The sequence below is a fragment of the Dactylosporangium sp. NBC_01737 genome (assembly GCF_035963215.1).
Taxonomy (GTDB): domain Bacteria; phylum Actinomycetota; class Actinomycetes; order Mycobacteriales; family Micromonosporaceae; genus Dactylosporangium.
The window spans coordinates 13,855,829-13,873,264 of the sequence record NZ_CP109153.1; the positions used below are offsets into that span (position 1 = coordinate 13,855,829).

18 protein-coding genes and 1 pseudogene are annotated in these 17,436 nt (G+C 72.5%); 5 read left to right on the top strand and 14 right to left on the bottom strand.

Annotated elements, in window-relative coordinates; genetic code table 11:
- Positions 1 to 35 precede the first annotated feature (35 nt).
- Positions 36 to 506 carry a group II truncated hemoglobin gene (locus OHA72_RS64065; protein ID WP_327005730.1) on the top strand — a complete coding sequence of 157 codons (471 nt, stop codon included), beginning with the start codon at positions 36 to 38 and terminating at the stop codon, positions 504 to 506.
- A gap of 827 nt (positions 507 to 1,333) precedes the next feature.
- Here the strand turns inward: OHA72_RS64065 and OHA72_RS64070 are convergent.
- The 4 genes from OHA72_RS64070 to OHA72_RS64085 form a co-directional block, all read right to left on the bottom strand.
- On the bottom strand, positions 1,334 to 2,029 hold the full coding sequence (locus tag OHA72_RS64070) for a GNAT family N-acetyltransferase (RefSeq protein ID WP_327005731.1): 696 nt from the start codon (positions 2,027 to 2,029) through the stop codon (positions 1,334 to 1,336).
- 2 nt (positions 2,030 to 2,031) lie between these two features.
- Entirely contained in the window at positions 2,032 to 3,228 is a 1,197-nt protein-coding gene (locus OHA72_RS64075; RefSeq protein WP_327005732.1) for a glycoside hydrolase family 5 protein, read from the bottom strand.
- 31 nt (positions 3,229 to 3,259) lie between these two features.
- Complete coding sequence (locus OHA72_RS64080; RefSeq protein ID WP_442788476.1) at positions 3,260 to 4,102, bottom strand: SAM-dependent methyltransferase; 843 nt, start codon at positions 4,100 to 4,102, stop codon at positions 3,260 to 3,262.
- A 76-nt stretch (positions 4,103 to 4,178) separates the two neighbouring features.
- Positions 4,179 to 4,976, bottom strand: coding sequence for an SAM hydrolase/SAM-dependent halogenase family protein (locus OHA72_RS64085; protein ID WP_327005733.1), 798 nt, complete (start codon positions 4,974 to 4,976; stop codon positions 4,179 to 4,181).
- A gap of 17 nt (positions 4,977 to 4,993) precedes the next feature.
- Between OHA72_RS64085 and OHA72_RS64090 the strand changes: the two genes are divergently transcribed.
- The 4 genes from OHA72_RS64090 to OHA72_RS64105 all read left to right on the top strand — a co-directional run bounded on the left by OHA72_RS64090 (position 4,994) and on the right by OHA72_RS64105 (position 8,205).
- The gene (locus OHA72_RS64090) at positions 4,994 to 5,929 is read left to right on the top strand and encodes an LLM class F420-dependent oxidoreductase (RefSeq protein WP_327005734.1); all 936 of its coding nucleotides are present in this window, start codon (positions 4,994 to 4,996) and stop codon (positions 5,927 to 5,929) included.
- A 77-nt stretch (positions 5,930 to 6,006) separates the two neighbouring features.
- Positions 6,007 to 6,819: a DNA-formamidopyrimidine glycosylase family protein gene (locus tag OHA72_RS64095; RefSeq protein WP_327005735.1), complete on the top strand. Its 813-nt coding sequence runs from the start codon at positions 6,007 to 6,009 to the stop codon at positions 6,817 to 6,819.
- 74 nt (positions 6,820 to 6,893) lie between these two features.
- The gene (locus OHA72_RS64100; protein ID WP_327005736.1) at positions 6,894 to 7,340 is read left to right on the top strand and encodes a carbohydrate-binding protein; all 447 of its coding nucleotides are present in this window, start codon (positions 6,894 to 6,896) and stop codon (positions 7,338 to 7,340) included.
- A 76-nt stretch (positions 7,341 to 7,416) separates the two neighbouring features.
- On the top strand, positions 7,417 to 8,205 hold the full coding sequence (locus tag OHA72_RS64105) for a hypothetical protein (protein WP_327005737.1): 789 nt from the start codon (positions 7,417 to 7,419) through the stop codon (positions 8,203 to 8,205).
- 18 nt (positions 8,206 to 8,223) lie between these two features.
- Here the strand turns inward: OHA72_RS64105 and pspM are convergent, their stop codons facing one another.
- The 10 genes and pseudogenes from pspM to OHA72_RS64155 form a co-directional block, all read right to left on the bottom strand.
- Positions 8,224 to 8,979, bottom strand: a complete 756-nt coding sequence (gene pspM, locus OHA72_RS64110; protein ID WP_327005738.1) for a phage shock envelope stress response protein PspM — start codon at positions 8,977 to 8,979, stop codon at positions 8,224 to 8,226.
- Between the two features lie 34 nt (positions 8,980 to 9,013).
- Positions 9,014 to 9,874 carry a PspA/IM30 family protein gene (locus tag OHA72_RS64115; RefSeq protein ID WP_327005739.1) on the bottom strand — a complete coding sequence of 287 codons (861 nt, stop codon included), beginning with the start codon at positions 9,872 to 9,874 and terminating at the stop codon, positions 9,014 to 9,016.
- Between the two features lie 156 nt (positions 9,875 to 10,030).
- Entirely contained in the window at positions 10,031 to 10,543 is a 513-nt protein-coding gene (locus tag OHA72_RS64120) for a hypothetical protein (RefSeq protein ID WP_327005740.1), read from the bottom strand.
- Between the two features lie 298 nt (positions 10,544 to 10,841).
- The gene (locus OHA72_RS64125) at positions 10,842 to 12,659 is read right to left on the bottom strand and encodes a substrate-binding domain-containing protein (RefSeq protein WP_327005741.1); all 1,818 of its coding nucleotides are present in this window, start codon (positions 12,657 to 12,659) and stop codon (positions 10,842 to 10,844) included.
- Between the two features lie 469 nt (positions 12,660 to 13,128).
- Positions 13,129 to 13,590, bottom strand: a complete 462-nt coding sequence (locus OHA72_RS64130; RefSeq protein WP_327005742.1) for a helix-turn-helix domain-containing protein — start codon at positions 13,588 to 13,590, stop codon at positions 13,129 to 13,131.
- A gap of 99 nt (positions 13,591 to 13,689) precedes the next feature.
- On the bottom strand, positions 13,690 to 14,178 hold the full coding sequence (locus OHA72_RS64135) for a CinA family protein (protein WP_327005743.1): 489 nt from the start codon (positions 14,176 to 14,178) through the stop codon (positions 13,690 to 13,692).
- A 164-nt stretch (positions 14,179 to 14,342) separates the two neighbouring features.
- Positions 14,343 to 14,897, bottom strand: a pseudogene (gene pgsA, locus OHA72_RS64140) (CDP-diacylglycerol--glycerol-3-phosphate 3-phosphatidyltransferase); the annotation flags it as partial.
- Positions 14,894 to 16,324 (bottom strand): 30S ribosomal protein S12 methylthiotransferase RimO, encoded by a 1,431-nt coding sequence (gene rimO, locus OHA72_RS64145; protein ID WP_327005744.1) that lies wholly within the window; start codon positions 16,322 to 16,324, stop codon positions 14,894 to 14,896. The gene rimO and the pseudogene pgsA, both read right to left, overlap by 4 nt.
- A 29-nt stretch (positions 16,325 to 16,353) precedes the next feature.
- A complete protein-coding gene (locus OHA72_RS64150; protein WP_327005745.1) occupies positions 16,354 to 16,797 on the bottom strand; it encodes a DUF3291 domain-containing protein in 444 nt (147 codons plus the stop codon).
- 15 nt (positions 16,798 to 16,812) lie between these two features.
- Complete coding sequence (locus OHA72_RS64155) at positions 16,813 to 17,436, bottom strand: helix-turn-helix transcriptional regulator (RefSeq protein ID WP_327005746.1); 624 nt, start codon at positions 17,434 to 17,436, stop codon at positions 16,813 to 16,815.

Genomic DNA, 17,436 nt, shown 5'->3' on the forward strand with positions numbered 1-17,436 from the left:
CAACGATCACAGCAACAGCGGAAGGAGCCGACACGGTGACCCGATCGGCAGGCGAGGGACGGCTGTCGTTGTTCGAATACGCCGGTGGCACGACGGCATTCCAGGCGCTGGCGCTGGCGCTGCACGAGCGGTGCCTCGCGGACCCGGTGCTCAACCACCCGTTCTCGCACCCGGGCCAGCATCCTGAGCACGTCCAGCGGCTCGGGACGTATCTGGCCGAGGTGTTCGGCGGCCCGCCGGCGTACTCCCAGACGTGCGGCACCCACTTCGGCATGCTCGACCTGCACGCCCGGCAGGGCGCCGACGACGACCTCGGCGATCGGTTCGTGCGCTGCTTCGTCCTCGCCTGCGACGACGCCGACCTGCCCGCCGACCCCGAGTTCCGAGCCGCCCTGCGCGCCTACATGACCTGGGCGGCAAGCGACGTCATGCAGTACTCACCACCACACTCCAAGGTGCCCGCCAACGTCCGAATGCCCCACTGGACATGGGAAGGACCCACCTGACACCCCAACCGCCGACCGGCAGCCGGCGCCGCGTTGCCGGTCCGCGATCCGCGGTCTGAGCCGGCAATCCACGAACCGAGCCGACGCCGTCCACGATCCGCGCTCCGAGTCGGCCGTCCGCAGTCCGCGCCGCAGTCAGCGGTCAGCGGTCAGCGGTCAGTGCCACAGTCCGCGCCAGCCATCGGAATCGGCAGTCCGCGGTCGAAGTCGCCGGTCGGCGGGGTCGCAGTCACCGGCCGACGATCCGCGGTCTGCGGTCAGCGCAACAGTCCGCGGTCCGCGCCAGTCATCGGAATCGGCCGTCCGCGGTCGAAGTCGCCGGTCGGCGGGGTCGCAGTAACCGATCGACGATCCGCGGTCTGCGGTCAGCGCAACAGTCCGCGGTCCGCGCCAGCCATCGGAATCGGCAGTCCGCGGTCGAAGTCGCCGGTCGGCGGGGTCGCAGTCACCGATCGACGATCCGCGGTCTGCGGTCAGCGGTCAGCGCAACAGTCCGCGGTCCGCGCCAGTTATCGGAATCGGCCGTCCGCGGTCGAAGTCGCCGGTCGGCGGTCGCAGTCACCGATCTACGGCCTGCGGTCTGCGGCCGGAATCGACGGCCGGAATCGACGGTCCAAATCGGCGATTGGCAGCACGCGTCGACGACTGGCGATCCGCGTCGGCGACCGCGGATTGAGTCGGCGATCGGCGTTCCGCGGGCAGTCCACGAGGCCGGCCGAGTGGCGCAGACCCGCCGTGGCGATTCGAGGAGAAGTCGAAGGATTTCCGGGGCCAGGGCCCCGGCGATCCTTCGGGTTGTCGGGTCGCGGCAGGGTGGGCTGACCGGGTCAGGCGGGTGGCGGCGGTTCGGTGAGGTGTTCGAGCTGGATGATCGCGTCGCCGTCGTGGAGGTGGGCGGCGCGGCCCGTCGGGGTGTAGCCGGCGGCGGCGTAGAGGCGCTGGGCGCGGGTGTTCGACTGGCGGGTCCACAGCGTCGTGCGGGTCCAGCCGAGGGCGTGGACCGCTCGGAGGAGATGCTGGCCATAGCCGTTCGACCAGTGGGAGGGGTGGACGAACACCATCGACACGTGTCCGTAGCCCGGGACCGGTTCGCCGGCTCCGTCGTCGGCACGGCCCGGCTCGACCAGGGCCATGCCGACCACCACCCTGCGCCCGCCGGCCACCACCTCAAGTCCGCCAGCCGCCCGCTCAGGCCCGTCCACCATCACGCCGGGCCCGCTGGGCAGCGTGTCAGGGCTGACGACCAGCTGGTCGGGGCTGCTGGCCACTACGTCAAGCACGTCGACCATCGACCCGGGCGCGCCGGGCAGCACGGCAGGCTCGCCGGGCGCCGCCCTCAGCCCGGCGGATGGTGGGGTGGGGAGGGTGGCTACGAGGACGGTGGCGTCGGGGGCGGTGAGTTTTTCGTGGATTCGGGCCAGGCGGGAGGCGGTCGGGGGCAGGCCGCGGGCCGTGTTCGCGGCGTGCCAGACCTCGACTGCGGCCGGCAGGTCGCCTGGCAGGGCGGGGCGCACGTCGATCATCGTCACCATTGAAGCACTTGGCGGGTCAGCGGGGTGAGGTGCTGGCAGAGGGTGGGGTGGGGCCAGGTGACGTTGCGGAGTTCGTCGTCGTACGACTGCCAGTAGTGGCCGCTGCCGTCGTGGTCGAAGTAGGCGTGCGACTCGTACGCGACGCGCTGCAGCGGGTCGCGGATCCAGGCGCGGGGGTGCATGAGGCCCCAGGACGGGGGGCCCATCGGGATGTAGCCGCTGACGAGGAGGGCGCGGCGGTCGCCGGTGGCGCGGATCGCGTCGACGGACTGCTGGGCGGCGCGTTCCCAGAGCAGGGCGCCGGCTCGGCCGTCGGCGGCGAGGCGGGTCGGTTCGTTGAGCAGGCCCAGGCCGATGACGGCGGGGTTGTCAGCAACAACGGCCATGCGGCGCCAGAAGTCGGCGAGGGCGGTCGTCGGTAGGCCGGGGCCGCCGAGGCGCAGCAGGGTCTGTCGGTGCAGGCCGCCGCCGAGGGCGAAGTCGCCATAGCCGTGCAGGTCCAGCACGACGAGCAGGTCGGCGGCGCGGGCGTGGTCGAGGGCGGCGCGGACGCGGGCCACCTCGTCGGCGGCGAGGGGGGCGAAGGGGACGGGCTGGAGGCGTTCCCAGTTGACCGCGAGGCGGACGAGGCGGACGCCCCGGCCGGCCAGGAACTCGTAGCTCTGCGGGGTCTCGTACGTGTAGTCGTGGCCGTACCGGCCGGGGTTGGCGCTGCCGAAGCCGCCGTTGACCTCGGACGTGGCGAAGGAGCCGGCGGCGAGGTTGACACCGCGGAGGTAGCCGGCGGCGCTGCCGTGGCGTTCGACGACCTTGGCCTGCGGGCCGGCGACGTCGACGTCCATGCCGTGCGCGACCGGGCGGTAGACGGCCATCGGGTAGTTGGCGGGCCAGGTGCCGGCCGCCCATGCCGTGACGGGCAGGCCGATCACATCGGCGGCGTCATACCAGGCCTCGGCGACACCGGTCCACTGCTGCGCGTCGCGGTCGGCGGGCCAGCCGATCTCGCCGATGAAGCCGGTCGCGTCGTTGCGACGCAGCCAGGACGAGAAGTTGGCGAGCCCGGCGACGGCTCTGGCCTGCACGATGTCCGTCGTGCACACCGTGCGCGCGCGAAGCGGCCAGGTCACCGGTACGACCAGCGCCGTCACGAGCAGCAGCAGCACCATTGCCAGCGCCGGAGCTTTGCGCACCACCGCGTGGCACTGCCCGGCGCGGGGACGGTCATGCCTTCCTGGCGACGCCTCCGTAGACGGAGACCTGGGTGTCGGTGACGTCGGGCGAGACCTGGTCGTCGGCGCGCCACTTCGTGACCAGGGGCAGGCCGGGCTCGACGAGCTCCAGGCCGGTGAAGAACCGGGCGATGTCGGCGCGCGGGCGGACCTGCATCGTCACGCCCTGCCGGGCGTAGATCGCGGCGACGTGCTCCCAGGCGACCGGGTCGAAGTCGCCGGTGAGGTGTGACAGTGCCAGGTAGCTGCCGGCGGGCAGGGCGTCGACGAGCTCCTGCACGATCGAATACGGCTCGTCGGCGTCACCCACGAAGTGCAGGATCGCGATGAGCAGCAGCGCCACCGGCTGGTCGAAGTCGATGACCTCGCGCAGCTGCGGGGAGTCGAGGATCCGCCGGACGTCGCGCAGGTCGGCGTCGATGTACTCGGTGCGGCCCTCGGGCTTGCTGGTGAGCAGCGCGCGGGCGTGGGCCAGGACGATCGGGTCGTTGTCGACGTAGACGATTCGGGCGTCGGGCGCGATCGCCTGGGCGACCTCGTGCACGTTGGGTGACGTCGGGATGCCCGTGCCGATGTCGAGGAACTGCCGGATGCCCGCCTCGCCGGCAAGGTACTCCACGGCGCGGCGGAGGAAGGCCCGGTTCTCCCGTGGGGGGATGCGGCTGTTGGGGTTGGCGCGCAGGCCGGCCTCGGCCGCGCCCCGGTCGGCGGGGAAGTTGTCCTTGCCGCCCAACAGGAAGTCATAGACCCGGGCGGGGTGCGGCCGGTCGGTCTGCAGGTCGACCGGCTCGTGGGTCTCGTCGGGCTTGGGCTTCATCCAGTCGGCGCCTGACATGTCCACTCTCCGCCACGTGTGATCCGCTTGGGCATCCCCGTCCGGCTCGGATCATATGCCCGAACATCACCCTCCGTCATTCCCCAGCACTATCAGCAACGGACTCATAGCGCACCGTAACGAGGTCGCCTGCGCGGGTGCCGAGGAGCGCCGCGGCGCTGCCGCCGTTGACGGCGACGGCGAGGTAGCCGGCGGAGTCGGTGAACACCACGAGGCCGCCGGTGGCCGCGTCGCCGAACGTGCCGCCGGCCGTCGCGGGGCGGCCGTTGACCGTCACGGCACCGGACGAAGAACCCGCAGCGGGGGCAGCGAGCTGCAGGTTGCCGAAGCGGTCGACGGTGAGCACCTCGGCCGTCACACCGCCCGGCGTCCGCTCAAGGTGCGGTGGCGGAAGTCGTACCAGGGCGGCGGTTGCACTTCCCGCGGAAGCCAGGTCGGCGCCCTGGGCGAGGCGGGCGGCCACCGGGGCGAAGACGTCGCGGCCGTGGAACGTGCGCGACACGTCCGGCGCGAACCAGGCTCCGTTGGTGAGGTGCACGGCGCGGCGGATCCCGCCGAGGGCCTCCGCCGCCGGGATCAGCAGGCCGTTGTCGGGGCCGACGAGGAAGCCGCCGCCGGCCGCCTCGATCGCGATCGGCCGGCGGGCGGTGCCGACGCCCGGGTCGACGACGGCGAGGTGCACGCCGCGCGGCAGCGACGGGACGGTCTGCGCGAGCACGTGCGCACCGCGGGTCACGTCGCCGGGCGGCACGAGATGGGTCACGTCGATCACCCGCGCCTCGGGGGCCAGGCGGGCGATCACGCCGTGGCAGGCGGCGACGAACCCGTCCTCGAGCCCGTAGTCCGTGGTGAAGGAGATCCAGCGCTGGTCCATCGGGATAGTGTCGGCCCATGCGGCTCTGCGTCTTCATCGAACCCCAGCTGGGCGCCACGTACGAGGATCAGCTCGCCTTCGCGCAGCGGGCCGAGCGGCTCGGCTTCGAGGGTTTCTTCCGCTCCGACCACTACCTGGCGTCGGCCGGCGGGCCGCCCGGGCCGACCGACTCCTGGGTGACGCTCGGCGCGCTCGCCCGCGAGACGTCCACGATCCGGCTCGGCACGCTGGTGTCGTCGGCGACGTTCCGGTACCCGGGGCCGCTCGCGGTCGCGGTCGCACAGGTCGATGCGATGAGCGGCGGGCGGGTCGAGCTGGGGCTGGGCACCGGCTGGTTCGAGCGCGAGCACTCGGCGTACGGGATCCCGTTCCCGCCGGTCGGTGAGCGGTTCGGCCGCCTGGAGGAGCAGCTGGAGATCCTGACCGGGCTGTGGTCGACGCCGGTGGGTGCCACGTTCAGCTTCGAGGGCCGCTACTACGACCTGGTCGACTCCCCCGCGCTGCCGAAGCCGGTGCAGCAGCCCGGGCCGCCGATCATCATCGGCGGCAAGGGGCTCAAGCGGACGCCCCGGCTGGCGGCGCGGTTCGCCGACGAGTTCAACGTGCCGTTCTCCTCCCTGACCGACACCACCACGTCCTACGACCGCGTGGTCGCTGCGATCGAGGCGGAGGGGCGCGACGGGCGGGCGCCGATCGTGTTCTCGTTCGCGCAGACGATCGTGTGCGGCGCGACCGAGGCCGAGGTCCGGCGGCGGGCGGAGTCGGTGGGGCTCGACCCGAACGGGCCGTCCGCCGCGGGCGGGCAGGTGTACGGCACGCCGGCGCGAGTGGCCGAGCAGCTGGCCGACTTCGTGAAGGCCGGCGCGTCGAGGGCGTTCCTGCAGGTGCTCGACTTCCGGGACCTGGAACATCTGGACCTGATCGCCGCGGAAGTGGCGCCACTGCTTCCATAAAGCAGCCGCAGCTTCCATAAAAGTGCCGCGGCTTCCATAAAAGTGCCGCGGCTGAGCTGAAGCGGCAAGATGGGCTGGTGCCCGAAGGCGACACCGTCTGGAACACCGCCCGCGTGCTTGCCGACGCGATCGAGGGCCAGGTCCTCACCCGCAGCGACTTCCGCGTGCCCCAGCTCGCGACCGTGGACCTCCAAGGCTGGCTGGTGGCCGAATCCGCCAGCTACGGCAAGCACCTGCTGCTGCGCCTGACCCGCGAGCCGGACCGTGCGATGACTCTCCACTCGCACCTGCGGATGGACGGGACGTGGCGCACGTACCAGCCGGGCGAGCGGTGGACCGGCCGCCCCGCGCACCTGATCCGGGTCGCGTTGCACGCCCCGGCGTCCGTCGCGGTCGGCTTCCACCTGCACGAGCTCGCGATCGTGCCGACCGCCGAGGAGCACCGGCTGGTCGGGCACCTCGGGCCGGACCTGATGGGCGAGGGCTGGGACCCGGCCGAGGCGGTCGCGCGGCTCGCCGCCCGGCCCGACCGTCCCATCGCCGACGCGCTGCTCGACCAGCGCAACCTCGCGGGGATCGGCAACCTGTACAAGGCCGAGGTCCTGTTCCTGCGAGGGGTCAACCCGTGGACAGAGGCCGGCGCGGTGCCGGACCTGCCGGCAATGGTGGACCTCGCGCACAGGCTGCTCAACTCCAACCGGGGCCGCTGGACGCAGACGACGACCGGGTCGCTGCGCCGCGGCGAGACGAACTGGGTGTTCGAGCGGGCGGGCCGGCAGTGCCGCCGGTGCGGGACCAGGATCGAGCGCTGGACCGGCGGTGATCATGACCGGATCACCTACTGGTGTCCGCACTGCCAGCCGGTTATCCCTGCGCCACCTGGCCCGTAGGCTGCGAACCCGCTGGTCATGGCGCGATTCGCGCGAGGCGCGGAGGAGATGCGGACGTGCACGGAGTTCACCGGTTGGGACGCACCGATCGGACGCTGCTGTGGGGCACGGCGGCGCTGATCGCGTTCACGCTCGGTGCCGTCGCGGTCGCGCGGACGAACGGCGGGGCTGTCGTCGGCGCCGACGACAGCCGGCTCTGCTACAACTCGGCGGGCGTCGGCGCCGCGTGCCTGCCGCCACCACCGGCCGGCTTCGAGGACGTGGCGATCCCGGCCGGCGCGGCGCCGGCAAAGCCACCCCCGCCGCCGTCACCCGTCACGTCCGAACCGGCGCCGAAAGCCACCACGCCACCGCCGACGACGAGGAAGCCGACGACGAAGAAGTGGGCGGTCGGCGTCGCCTACGGCGAGGGTGCGCAGGTCACGTACCAGGGCCGCGTCTATGCCTGCCTGCAGCCGCACACGTCGCAGGTGGACTGGTCACCGGTCGCCGCGCCCGCGCTCTGGAGCCGGGTGTCGTGAGGTTTACGCCCGCGCACTGATCATTGCGGGCACGCGGTAGGGTCTTGGGCGTGACGCTGGGTGTGGTGTTGTACCGGTGGATCACCGGCTGAGCCGGCGGGGCCTCTTCCTCGGCTCGGCGGCGGCGCTCCTGGCATCCGCGCTCGGCGGCTGCGACGGGACCCCGCTCGCCGCCCCGACCGACGCCCCGACGATGCGACCTCCCGACGGCACGCCGCTGGCCGTCTGGGAGCTGACCGGCGGGCTCGTCGGCACGGCGATGCTCGCCCTGCGCGCGCCCCGCCTCGTCGTCTTCGGTGACGGCGACGCGATCGCCGACGCCGCGTACCGCTCCCGCCTGGACCCCGACCAGTTGCAGAGCCTCTCCACGGGGCTCCTCGCCGACCTGCGCTCCAGCGACGCGCAGAAGCAGCGCACCGCCGCCTCGCCGATCGCCGGCGCGCCGGTGACGAAGGTGTCCGTGTGGTCGCCGACGGGGGTGCTCACGTTCACCGCCGAGGGACTCGACGAGCTCAAGCCCGAGCACGTCTACGCCGACGCGCTCTACGACGCCCGGGACCGCCTCGCCGCGGTGCACAAGACGGTGGCGGCGACCGCCCAGCCGTATCTGGCGGACCGGGTCCGGCTGGTCGCGATGCCGGTCGACGGCGAGCCGGCGACCGTGAACACGTGGCCGCAGGATGTGACGCTGCCGGAGCCCGACCGCAACGCGCTGAGGAAGGCGGACCTGTCCGGTGACGCCGCCCGGGCGGTGGTGCGGACCCTCACCCGCGACCTCGACCAGCGGGGTGCGTGGCCGGCATACAGGACCACCGGCGGCGACGTGGTGCGCGCGAGCTGGCGGTACCTGTTACCGAACGAATAACCGGACGAGCAGGCAGGGTCAGGCCGGGCTCGGTCGCGGGGTCGTGGTCCGCAGGTCCGACAGCGCCTCGGCGACGCCCTTCAGGAACGCGGTGGCGTCGGCGAGGTTGCCGATCGTGGCGCTGTCCTCGGCGACGCAACCGGCCGCCGCAGTGACGAACTGCTCATACGCCGTCACGCCCTGCTCGAGCTGCGCGGCGAGGACGGCGTGCGCCGGGCGCAATGACTCGCCGGCCGCGCCGAGCCCCATCGCCCGCTCGACCGAGGCGGTGCGCTGCGCCAGGTCGCGCAGCGACTGCTCGGCGACGGTGGCGTCGAGCACGGCGGCCTCCGCGTGCGGGCCGAGCCGGCCGACCAGGCCGTTGAGCATCGTCGAGGCCCGGTCGAGGCGCCGCCACGGCTCGGCGACAGTGAGGCCGCGCAGCTTGAACGAGTCGCGCTGCCGGCCGAACTCGGCGATCGCGGTGCGACCCGCGGGCATGCGGGCGACGATGCCGACGAGCTTCTCCTTGGCCTGAGCGCCGAGGACGGCCGGATCGGGCTCGGGCGGCACGGGCAGCGCCCGGAAGGCCCGCAGATCGATCCACCGCCAGATCGCGATGGCAACGGAGCCGCCGGCCCCGGCCGCCCAGAACGCGTCGGGCAGCCCGAGGCCGCTGTAGGGCACGAGCACGGCCGTGGCGCCGGTCAGCAGGCCGGCCCGCACGGACCAGCCGCGGGCGGAGCGGTGCAGCCGCCGCAGTCGCTTCAGGTGCTTCGTCCGGTCCGACGCCATGGCTCCCGCTCTCCCCCAGAAAAACTTCGTGACGTCAGCTCGCGCTGGCGGCATCCCCCGCTTGCTTGTCCTTGTTGAGCAACCCGGCCCTGATCTCGTCGAGGCGGGCCACGCTGGCGTCCTTGGGCCCGGTGGACGTCGCGGCCGGCGTCCCCGGCGCGGCGGCGAGCTGCTCGCCTGCCATGCTCGCGCGGATCTGGTCGAGCCGGGAGCTGCCGGCCATGTCGAGGGTGGTGCGCTGGACCTCCAGCATCCGGCCCTCGACGGAGTTGGAGGCGAGCTCGGCGCGGCCCATCGCGTTGGCATAGCGACGCTCGATCTTCTCGCGCACCTCGTCCAGCGACGGCGTGTTGCCGGGGGCGGCCAGGCCGCTCATCGACTCCAGGGACTTGGCGACGGTCTCCTGCATCTTGGCCTGCTCGAGCTGGCTGAGCAGCTTGGTGCGCTCCGCGAGGCGCTGCTGCAGCAGCATCGCGTTGTTCTCGACCGCCCGGCGCGCCTGCGCGGCGGCGTTGAGCGACTGGTCGTGCAGCGTCTTCATGTCTTCCATGCCCTGCTCCGCCGCGACCAGCTGGGTCGCGAAGATCTGGGCGGTCTGCTCATACTCGGCGGCCTTCGCCTCGTTGCCCTCGGCGCGGGCCTTGTCGGCGAGCAGCAGCGCCTGCCGGGCGGAGCCCTGCAGCTTCTCGACCTCGCCCATCTGCCGCGACAACCGCATCTCGAGCTGCCGCTGGTTGCCGATCACGGCCGCGGCCTGCTGCACCAGGGCCTGGTGCTGACGCTGCGCGTCCTCGATGGCCTGCTGGATCTGCACCTTGGGATCGGCGTGCTCGTCGATCTTGGCGCCGAAGAGCGCCATCAGGTACTTCCAGCCCTTAACGGCGGGATTTGCCATCTCGCGGTCCTCTCTGCGCCAGCACTACGAACGTGCGGCTTCCATCGTGTCAGGCGAGCGCTAGAGCGTCACGCCCAGCGTGTGGGCAAACGGTTGAAGAAAGCGTCCAAACCGGGATGAACCTCGCGCGACTCAGGGTGATCTCAGGGATGCGCACTACTGCACCTGCCCGCCGGCGAGCGTCGAGCGCGACAGCCGCTCCGCCTCCGCGAGGCCGTCGCGCATGCCCTCAAGATCGCTGGTGAGCTCGGCCACCTTGACCGCCGTCAATGAGGTGCCACCGTCGGCGGTCGCGTGCAGGGCGAGCAGCTCCGCCATCCGCGCGACGAGGCCCTCCAGCCCGAGCACCGCCGCCTGCATCCGGGCGAGCAGCATCTCGCGGGCGTCATGCAGCCGCCGGGCGACGTCGAGCTGGTCGGTGACGGCGCGCAGCGCCCGCTCCCGCTCCGCCCGCAGCGGTCCCTGTGGCAGGCCGTGCAGCCCGCGCTCCAGCTGCGCCCGCTCCTGCTGGAGCCGGCCGAGGTTGATGCCCGCCGAGGTCTGCTCGATCAGCGTGACCTGCCCGGCGAACCGCGCGAGGTCCCCGAGCACCTCGCCGGCCTGGTCGTCGACGCCGGCGAGCTGCGCCCGCAGGACGGCGTCGCCGGGCTGGCGGTGCAGGGTCCGCACGGCCGCCTCGGCCCGCCGCAGCCACCGGTCCGCCGCGCCACCGCGCGCCGGCGCCGGGAGGCCGGGTGCCGGCCGGGCGGGGTGCGATCGCTCAGCACGCCGAGCCCGACCCGGATGCCGTACACGGCGCCGGCCACAACCAGCCCGACCGGCACCCCGACGAGCAGCCCGGCAGGGGCGAGGGCGGCGGCGACCGCGGCGCCCATGCCACCGAGCAGGCCGGCGGCGACGAGCCCCCACGGCTCGGTCAGCTGCTCCCTCACACCCACACCGCCAGTCTGCCTTCTCCCGGACGGGATCAGAAGTTGCTGAGGACGTTGACGAGCACCTTGTCGATCGTGGTCGGGTCGCTCGCGTCGTACGCCGCCGCCCGTGACGCCGCCGAGATCCGTTGCAGCACGCCGAGGTCGGCCTGGCCGCCGTACGCGATGGTGAACACGCGCACCGGGATCTCCTTCTCGGCCGTGTCGATGTCGCGCACCAGGGCGTCGAGGTTGTTGTCCTTCGCGTACTCGTTCTTGCCGTCGGTCAGCACCACCACGGCGTTGATCCGGGACGGATCCGCCGAGCCGGCCAGCTGCTGTTGCGCCGCGCGGGTGGTGGCGTACAGGGCGGTCCCACCTTCGGCACTCAACCCCTTGATGACCTGCTCGATCCTGGTCCGGTTCGCCGACAGCGCGCCGATCCCGACCTGCGTGGTGTACGGCGTCGCCGAGCCGTTGAGCTCGGTCGAGAACGTCCACAGCCCGACCTCGTCGTCCGGCGCGAACAGCGACAGCGACTGCAGCGCCGCCGACTTCGCCAGCTCCAGCCGGCTCCTGCCGTTGCCGGCGTTGACGTCCATCGACCCGGACACGTCCAGCACCAGCAGCACCCTGGCCCGTTTGCGATGCGCGTCCCAGGTGGTGAGCGCCTTGTCCAGCACCTTCGGCGACGGCGGGTCGATCACGGTGAACGCCGCGTCCGGCAGCAGCCCGTTGGCCTTCGTCAGCGCGGCGCCGACCTTGCCCTCGTACGTGCGGAACGCCGCGTCGGTGAACCGCTGCTGCCGCGCCGGCTCCTGCACGTACTTGAGGAAGTCCTCGGCGGCGGCCTTCTGCTCGTCGCTGACGTTGCTCAGCACCACGTACGGGTGGTCCGACAGCAGCGTGCCCTCCTTCGGGTACACCGCGACCAGCGGCACCCGGGGCTTCGTCCCCTTGCCAACCAGGGCCGGGTCGCCGGTCGGGTTGCCCTGGTTGTAGTCGTAGACCGACTTCTCCTCGATCGCGACCGCGCTGATGTACGTGAGGCCGCGCCCGGCCTGGTCGGCGGCGGCGAGGTTGGACAGGAACGTCAGCGTGATGTCGCCGTAGTGCACCACGCCGGACTCGACGGACCGTACGTACTGCAGCACCTTCGGGTCGGCGAGGTCCTTCTCCGTCAGGTCCGTGGAGCGGCCGGTCGCCGCGAAGTAGGCGCCGACGGTCGCGTTCAGCCCGGACGTGGAGAAGTGCGGGTTGGTCTTGCCGAGCTTGAACCGCCCCCACTCCGGGTGCCCCTTGGATCCCCAGCCCTGCGGGTCGCTGCTCAGCCCCAGCACGTCCGACCAGCCGATCGGCTTGTCCGGCCAGCCCAGCGCCTCGGCGAGCGGCTTCGGCATGGCGAGCACGAGCGGCGACTGCGCCACGGTCGGGATCTTTCCCTCTGGTACCAGGTTGCCCTTGTCCGTGCTGGACAGCCGCTGCTGCAGCAGGGCGACCCAGGACGACGACGCGGGCGTCCACACCTGTGGCACCGGCCCGTCCTTCGCGGCGTCCCAGCCGGCGGCCAGCGCGTCGAGCGCCGCACCGGACGCCTTCGACGTCACCACCGGGTCGGCGCACTTGCCGTCGAAGCGCCGGTCCGCCCTGATGTACTCGTCGGCGAGCTGGCTGAGCAGCGCGGCCTTCTCGCTCGACGCGGTGATGGCCAGGGGGACGCAGCCTTCGCGCCGCGGCGCCTGCCCGTCCTTGCTGCCGCCGCTGTCACCGTCCCGGTTGGCGAGCACCAGGTAGACGCCGCAGATGGCGAGCAGGCCCACCACGATCGCGATGACGATCGGCAGGGGGTTGCGTCGCCTGGCCGGGAAGGTCACGGGTCGCCTCCACGAGGTTGATCACGCCAGCTGGCGTGGGCCCAGTGTGGCAGGCGCGTTCTACGGCCCGGCGGCGCTCCCGGCGCCTCCCAGCGCTTCCCAATCGGTGGTCTTCGCGCCCGGCCCGTGATCGAAGTCGCGCACCGGCCGTCCGGACGACCACGGGAAGACTTCGATCACGAGCAAGCCGCAGCGGGACCGAAGCACCACCCCATTCCCGCGATCGAAGTCGCACACCAGCCACCGCAGCGACGGCCGCCCACGACCGCGGGAAGACTTCGATCACGAGCGAGCCGGGGCGAGGTCAGAGACGACGCGACCATTCGGGCGATTTGTCACGCTTTGCGAGTAGTGCCACGACAGAGCGCAGGCACGAACGCGCAGGCACCAGTTGGCTGCGGCGAGGCGTGCTGGGACAGCCTTCAGCGTCGACCGAGCTCGCCGAGACCGGGCGGCCGAAGGCGCAGGGTCAGGCGGCGTAGACGACTTCCCGCGGATTGCGGGTCGCTCGCAGCGTCGTGCGCAGCGGCCCGTCGTGGTGCACCGCGACCGACAGCTTCGCGTCCACGCTGACCTTCGACTTCTGCGCGCCGCGGCTGAGCCGGGCCTCCGCGGAGGCCGGAGCGGGCTCGGGCACGGCGGTCTCGGCCGTGGACTCGGACTCGGGCGCACCCACTGGGACGAGCACGCGTGGCAGGTCCTCGGCGTGGGCGAGCGTGTCGCTCACGTCGCGCAGCACCTCGGACAACGCGGCTCCGAGCGCCTCACAGATGGCAGCCAGCAGCTCGCTGGACGCCTCCTTCTGCCCGCGCTCGATCTCGGACAGGTAGCCGAGACTGACGTTGGCGGCGGTCGACACCTCGCGCAGGGTCCGGTGCTGGGCCTGCCGCCGCGCACGCAGCGCGTCACCGATCACTCGACGAAGCAGCACCTTGGCACCCCCTCTGAGGCAGTCCGCGAATGGCTGGCCGCGAAAACTGGTACCCGCCACGGTACCTGGTGCGGCGCCGATCGACACCCTGCCCCGCCGTTATCGCGAGGTGATGGTGATCGCGAGCCGCTCCGCGAGGAGCGCGACGGCCGCGTCGACGGCGCCGGAACGCACCGCGGGACGGTCACCCTCAAGGGTGAGTTCGCGGACGGCGGCGTGCGCGGGCAGGGGGCCGGCGACGGCGACGTACACCCTGCCGACGGGCTGGCCACCCTGCGGATCAGGGCCCGCGACCCCGGTGGTGGCCGCGGCCCAGTCGGCGCCGCAGCGTTCCCTGGCACCGGCGGCGAGCGCGGCCGCGACGGACGGATCCACCGGCCCGTGCGAGTTCAGCAGCGGCGGCGGTACGCCCAGCAGGCTGGCCTTCAGTTCGGTCGCATATGCGACGACGCCTCCGCGGAACACGGTGCTGGCCCCGGGCACGGCGACGAACTCGGCAGCCAGGAGCCCACCGGTCAGCGACTCGGCGACCGCGAGCGTCTCGCCCCGCTCCTGGAGCAGGGTGAGGATGTCGGCGGCCGAGGTCATGCGACCGGCTCGTCGGCGGTGGGCACGACGGCGGGCGCCGCTGCCGGGGCGCTGAGCATCGAGTCCGGGGAGGACATGCGGGCCGCGTCCCCGAAGCCGTCCGGGCCGCTCGCACCGCCGGGGGTACCACCGCCGGGGCGTCCTGCACGGCGGCGCAGGGAGTCGCGCCGGACCCGGTAGGCCCGCAGCACGTAGTCCAGACCGGTGACGACCGTCACGATGAGGGCACCCGCCATCAGCCACGGGCCGACGGCCGCGAGCCAGTCGGGCAGCGGCGTGAGATACCAGCCGATCGCCAGGATCTGCAGCGCCGTCTTCACCTTGCCGCCCCGGCTCGCGGGGATGACGCCGTGGCGGATCACCCAGAAGCGCAGGAGGGTGACGCCCCACTCGCGCACGAGGATGAGCACGGTCACCCACCAGGGCAGCCGGTCATACAGCGACAGCAGCACCAGCGCGGCCCCGGTGAGGGCCTTGTCGGCGATCGGGTCCACGACCTTGCCGAACGAGGTCACGAGGTTGTACGTGCGCGCGATCCACCCGTCGACGTAGTCGGTCGCGGACGCGACGACGAAGGTGATGCCTGCCGCGAGCTGCCAGCCGGTGTCGGTCATCTCACCGGCGACGACGAAGACGACGAAGACGGGGACAAGCACCATCCGCACCACGGTCAGGGCGTTGGCCGCGTTGAGCAGGGGGACGGGCTTCACCACCGTCATGAGTCCGCCGGACTGATCATCTCGATCGGCACGGCGACCAGGTCGACGCCGACGCTGTCGACGACCCTGGCCCGGACGAGGTCGCCGCGGCGCAGCGCGAACGGGTCGAGCGCGTCCCCGGCGACGAGGGTCGTGGAGCCGTCGACCTCGGGTGCCTGGTGCGCGGCGCGGCCCTCGACCGCGTCGTCGAGGATGTCGTCGACCAGGACGTCGACGTGGGAGCCGATCCGGTCGGAGGCCCGCTGCGCGCACAGCTCCTCGGCGAGGGCGCTCATCCAGTCATACCGCTTCTTGATGTCGCTCTCGGACACCTTGTCGGGCAGGTCGGCGGCCTCGGTGCCGTCCTCGTCGCTGTAGTCGAACACGCCGACGGCGTCGAGGCGGGCCTCCGTGAGGAACCGGGCGAGCTCGTCGACGTCCTCGCGGGTCTCGCCGGGGAAGCCGACGATCACGTTGCTGCGGGCGCCCGCGTCCGGGTCGAGCTTGCGGACCGAGTCGAGCAGCTCCAGGAACCGCTCGGTCGAGCCGAAGCGCCGCATCCGCCGCAGGACGGTCTCGCTGGAGTGCTGGAACGACAGGTCGAAGTACGGCGCGACGCCCGGCGTGGTCGCGATCGCCTCGACCAGGCCGGGACGGGTCTCGGCGGGCTGCAGGTAGGACACCCGCACGCGCACGATGCCGCTGACCGCGGCCAGCTGCGGCAGGAGCCGCTCCAGCAGGCGCGGGTCGCCCAGGTCCTTGCCGTAGGACGTCGAGTTCTCGCTCACCAGGACCAGCTCGCGCACGCCGGTCGACGCGAGCCACTCCGCCTCGGCGAGGATCTCGTCGGGGGTCCTGGACACGAACGCGCCCCGGAACGACGGGATCGCGCAGAACGTGCACCGCCGGTCGCACCCGCTGGCCAGCTTGAGCGGCGCCACCGGGCCCTGCTCGAGCCGCTGCCGCATCACGCCGCGCAGGTGCGCCGGCAGATGGCCCGGCACGACCACCTCCGTGGCCGCCTGCCGCGCCACCGGGGTCAGCGGCAGCAGGGTGCGCCGGTCGCGGGGCGCGTGCGACGCGATCGTCTCGCCGGCGAGGATCGCGTCGAGGCGCGCCGCCATGTCCGGGTAGTGGTCGAAGCCCAGCACCGCGTGCGCCTCGGGCAGCTCTCCGGCGAGCTGCTCGCCGTAGCGCTCGGCGAGGCAGCCGGTCGCGACGACCTTGGCGCCCGTGTCGGCGGCGGCGAGCAGCGTGTCGATCGAGTCCTGCTTGGCCTTGGCCACGAAGCCGCAGGTGTTGACGACGACCACGTCCGCGTCGGTGCCGTCGGTGGTGACCGCCCAGCCGCCGGCCGCGAGGCGGGCCGCCAGCTCCTCGGAGTCCACCTCGTTGCGGGCGCAGCCGAGGGTGAGCAGGGCGACGCGACGGTCAGCGTTGGTGGGCATGCTGTCGAGCGTACCGGGCGGACCTGGGCTCAGGCTGCGGGGAATGGGTCGCGGAACGTGAAGGCCTCGGGTGACGATCCGTTGCGGCGCAGGAGGTCCAGCCGCTTGCCCGCCTCCTCCACGGTCGGGATGTGCCCGGCCGGAATCCACCAGTTGACGGCATACACGTCACCGAGTGGGACGAACCACTCACGGCGCCGTCGCAGCACGTCGAGATGACCGCTGCGGAACGTGAAGTCCCGCAGCGAATCCAGGTCCTGCCACACCGACAGGTTGACGATCAGGTCGTCGCCGAACGGCCGCAGCGACGTCGCGTCCGCGCCGCCCTCGTCGACGAGCCGCCAGACGAAGCCGGGCCACCCGTCGGCGAGCGTGTTGATCCGGTCGAGGTCGCCGTAGAAGCCGGCCATGCGGGGGTCGTCCTTCGGCCCGACGGTCCGTCCGACGTTGAGCTGCGCGAGGTGGGAGGTCATGCCGACATTCTAAAACTAGTCGTCATTGTTTTTGGTATCCGGATCGCTCCGCTGAACGGTCACACAACACCCGTCCGGACGGGGGTCGATCTTGACCCGGGCACCCAAGGCCCCCTCCAGCAGGGCGAGGTTGGCCCCGCAGACGAGTGCGGCGTGCGTGCGGGCCACGCCGTCGAACGGGCAGTTGCGCAGCCGCCACACCTCGCCGTCCTCGTACGGCTCGTACCCGAGGTCGCGCAGCACGCTCTCGGCGTCACCCTTGAGGCGTTCACCGTGGCGGCGGGCGGTCTCGAACAGCACCGGCTCCACGCCCGCCTCCTCGACGGCGTCGGCGAACACCGTGGCCAGGGTCCGGTAGTCCCGCGGCGGCAGGCTCAGCTCCTGCTCGGCGGCGGCGCGGCGGTACAGCTTCGACGGACGGCCCGACCCCGGCCCGCTGCGCCCGTTGACCCGCGCGAACGACACCTCGACCAGCCCGGCCTCGGCCAACCTGTCCAGGTGGTGCGCCGCCAGGGTGCGCCCGATCGACAGCGCGTCCGCGACCGCGTTGCGGCTCACCGGCACCCCGGCGGCGGCGACGTGCTCGTACACGGCCCGGCGCTGCGGCTCGGCAAGGGCGGCGATCGCTGCTGCATCCAC

Excerpts from the sequence above, each read along its gene's own strand:
- rimO (WP_327005744.1), bottom strand. The coding sequence starts at position 16,324 with ATGCCCACCAACGCTGACCGTCGCGTCGCCCTGCTCACCCTCGGCTGC.
- OHA72_RS64150 (WP_327005745.1), bottom strand. The coding sequence starts at position 16,797 with ATGACCTCCCACCTCGCGCAGCTCAACGTCGGACGGACCGTCGGGCCG.
- OHA72_RS64135 (WP_327005743.1), bottom strand. The coding sequence starts at position 14,178 with ATGACCTCGGCCGCCGACATCCTCACCCTGCTCCAGGAGCGGGGCGAG.
- OHA72_RS64115 (WP_327005739.1), bottom strand. The coding sequence starts at position 9,874 with ATGGCAAATCCCGCCGTTAAGGGCTGGAAGTACCTGATGGCGCTCTTC.
- OHA72_RS64080 (WP_442788476.1), bottom strand. The coding sequence starts at position 4,102 with ATGTCAGGCGCCGACTGGATGAAGCCCAAGCCCGACGAGACCCACGAG.
- pspM (WP_327005738.1), bottom strand. The coding sequence starts at position 8,979 with ATGGCGTCGGACCGGACGAAGCACCTGAAGCGACTGCGGCGGCTGCAC.
- OHA72_RS64090 (WP_327005734.1), top strand. The coding sequence starts at position 4,994 with ATGCGGCTCTGCGTCTTCATCGAACCCCAGCTGGGCGCCACGTACGAG.
- OHA72_RS64070 (WP_327005731.1), bottom strand. The coding sequence starts at position 2,029 with ATGATCGACGTGCGCCCCGCCCTGCCAGGCGACCTGCCGGCCGCAGTC.
- OHA72_RS64085 (WP_327005733.1), bottom strand. The coding sequence starts at position 4,976 with ATGGACCAGCGCTGGATCTCCTTCACCACGGACTACGGGCTCGAGGAC.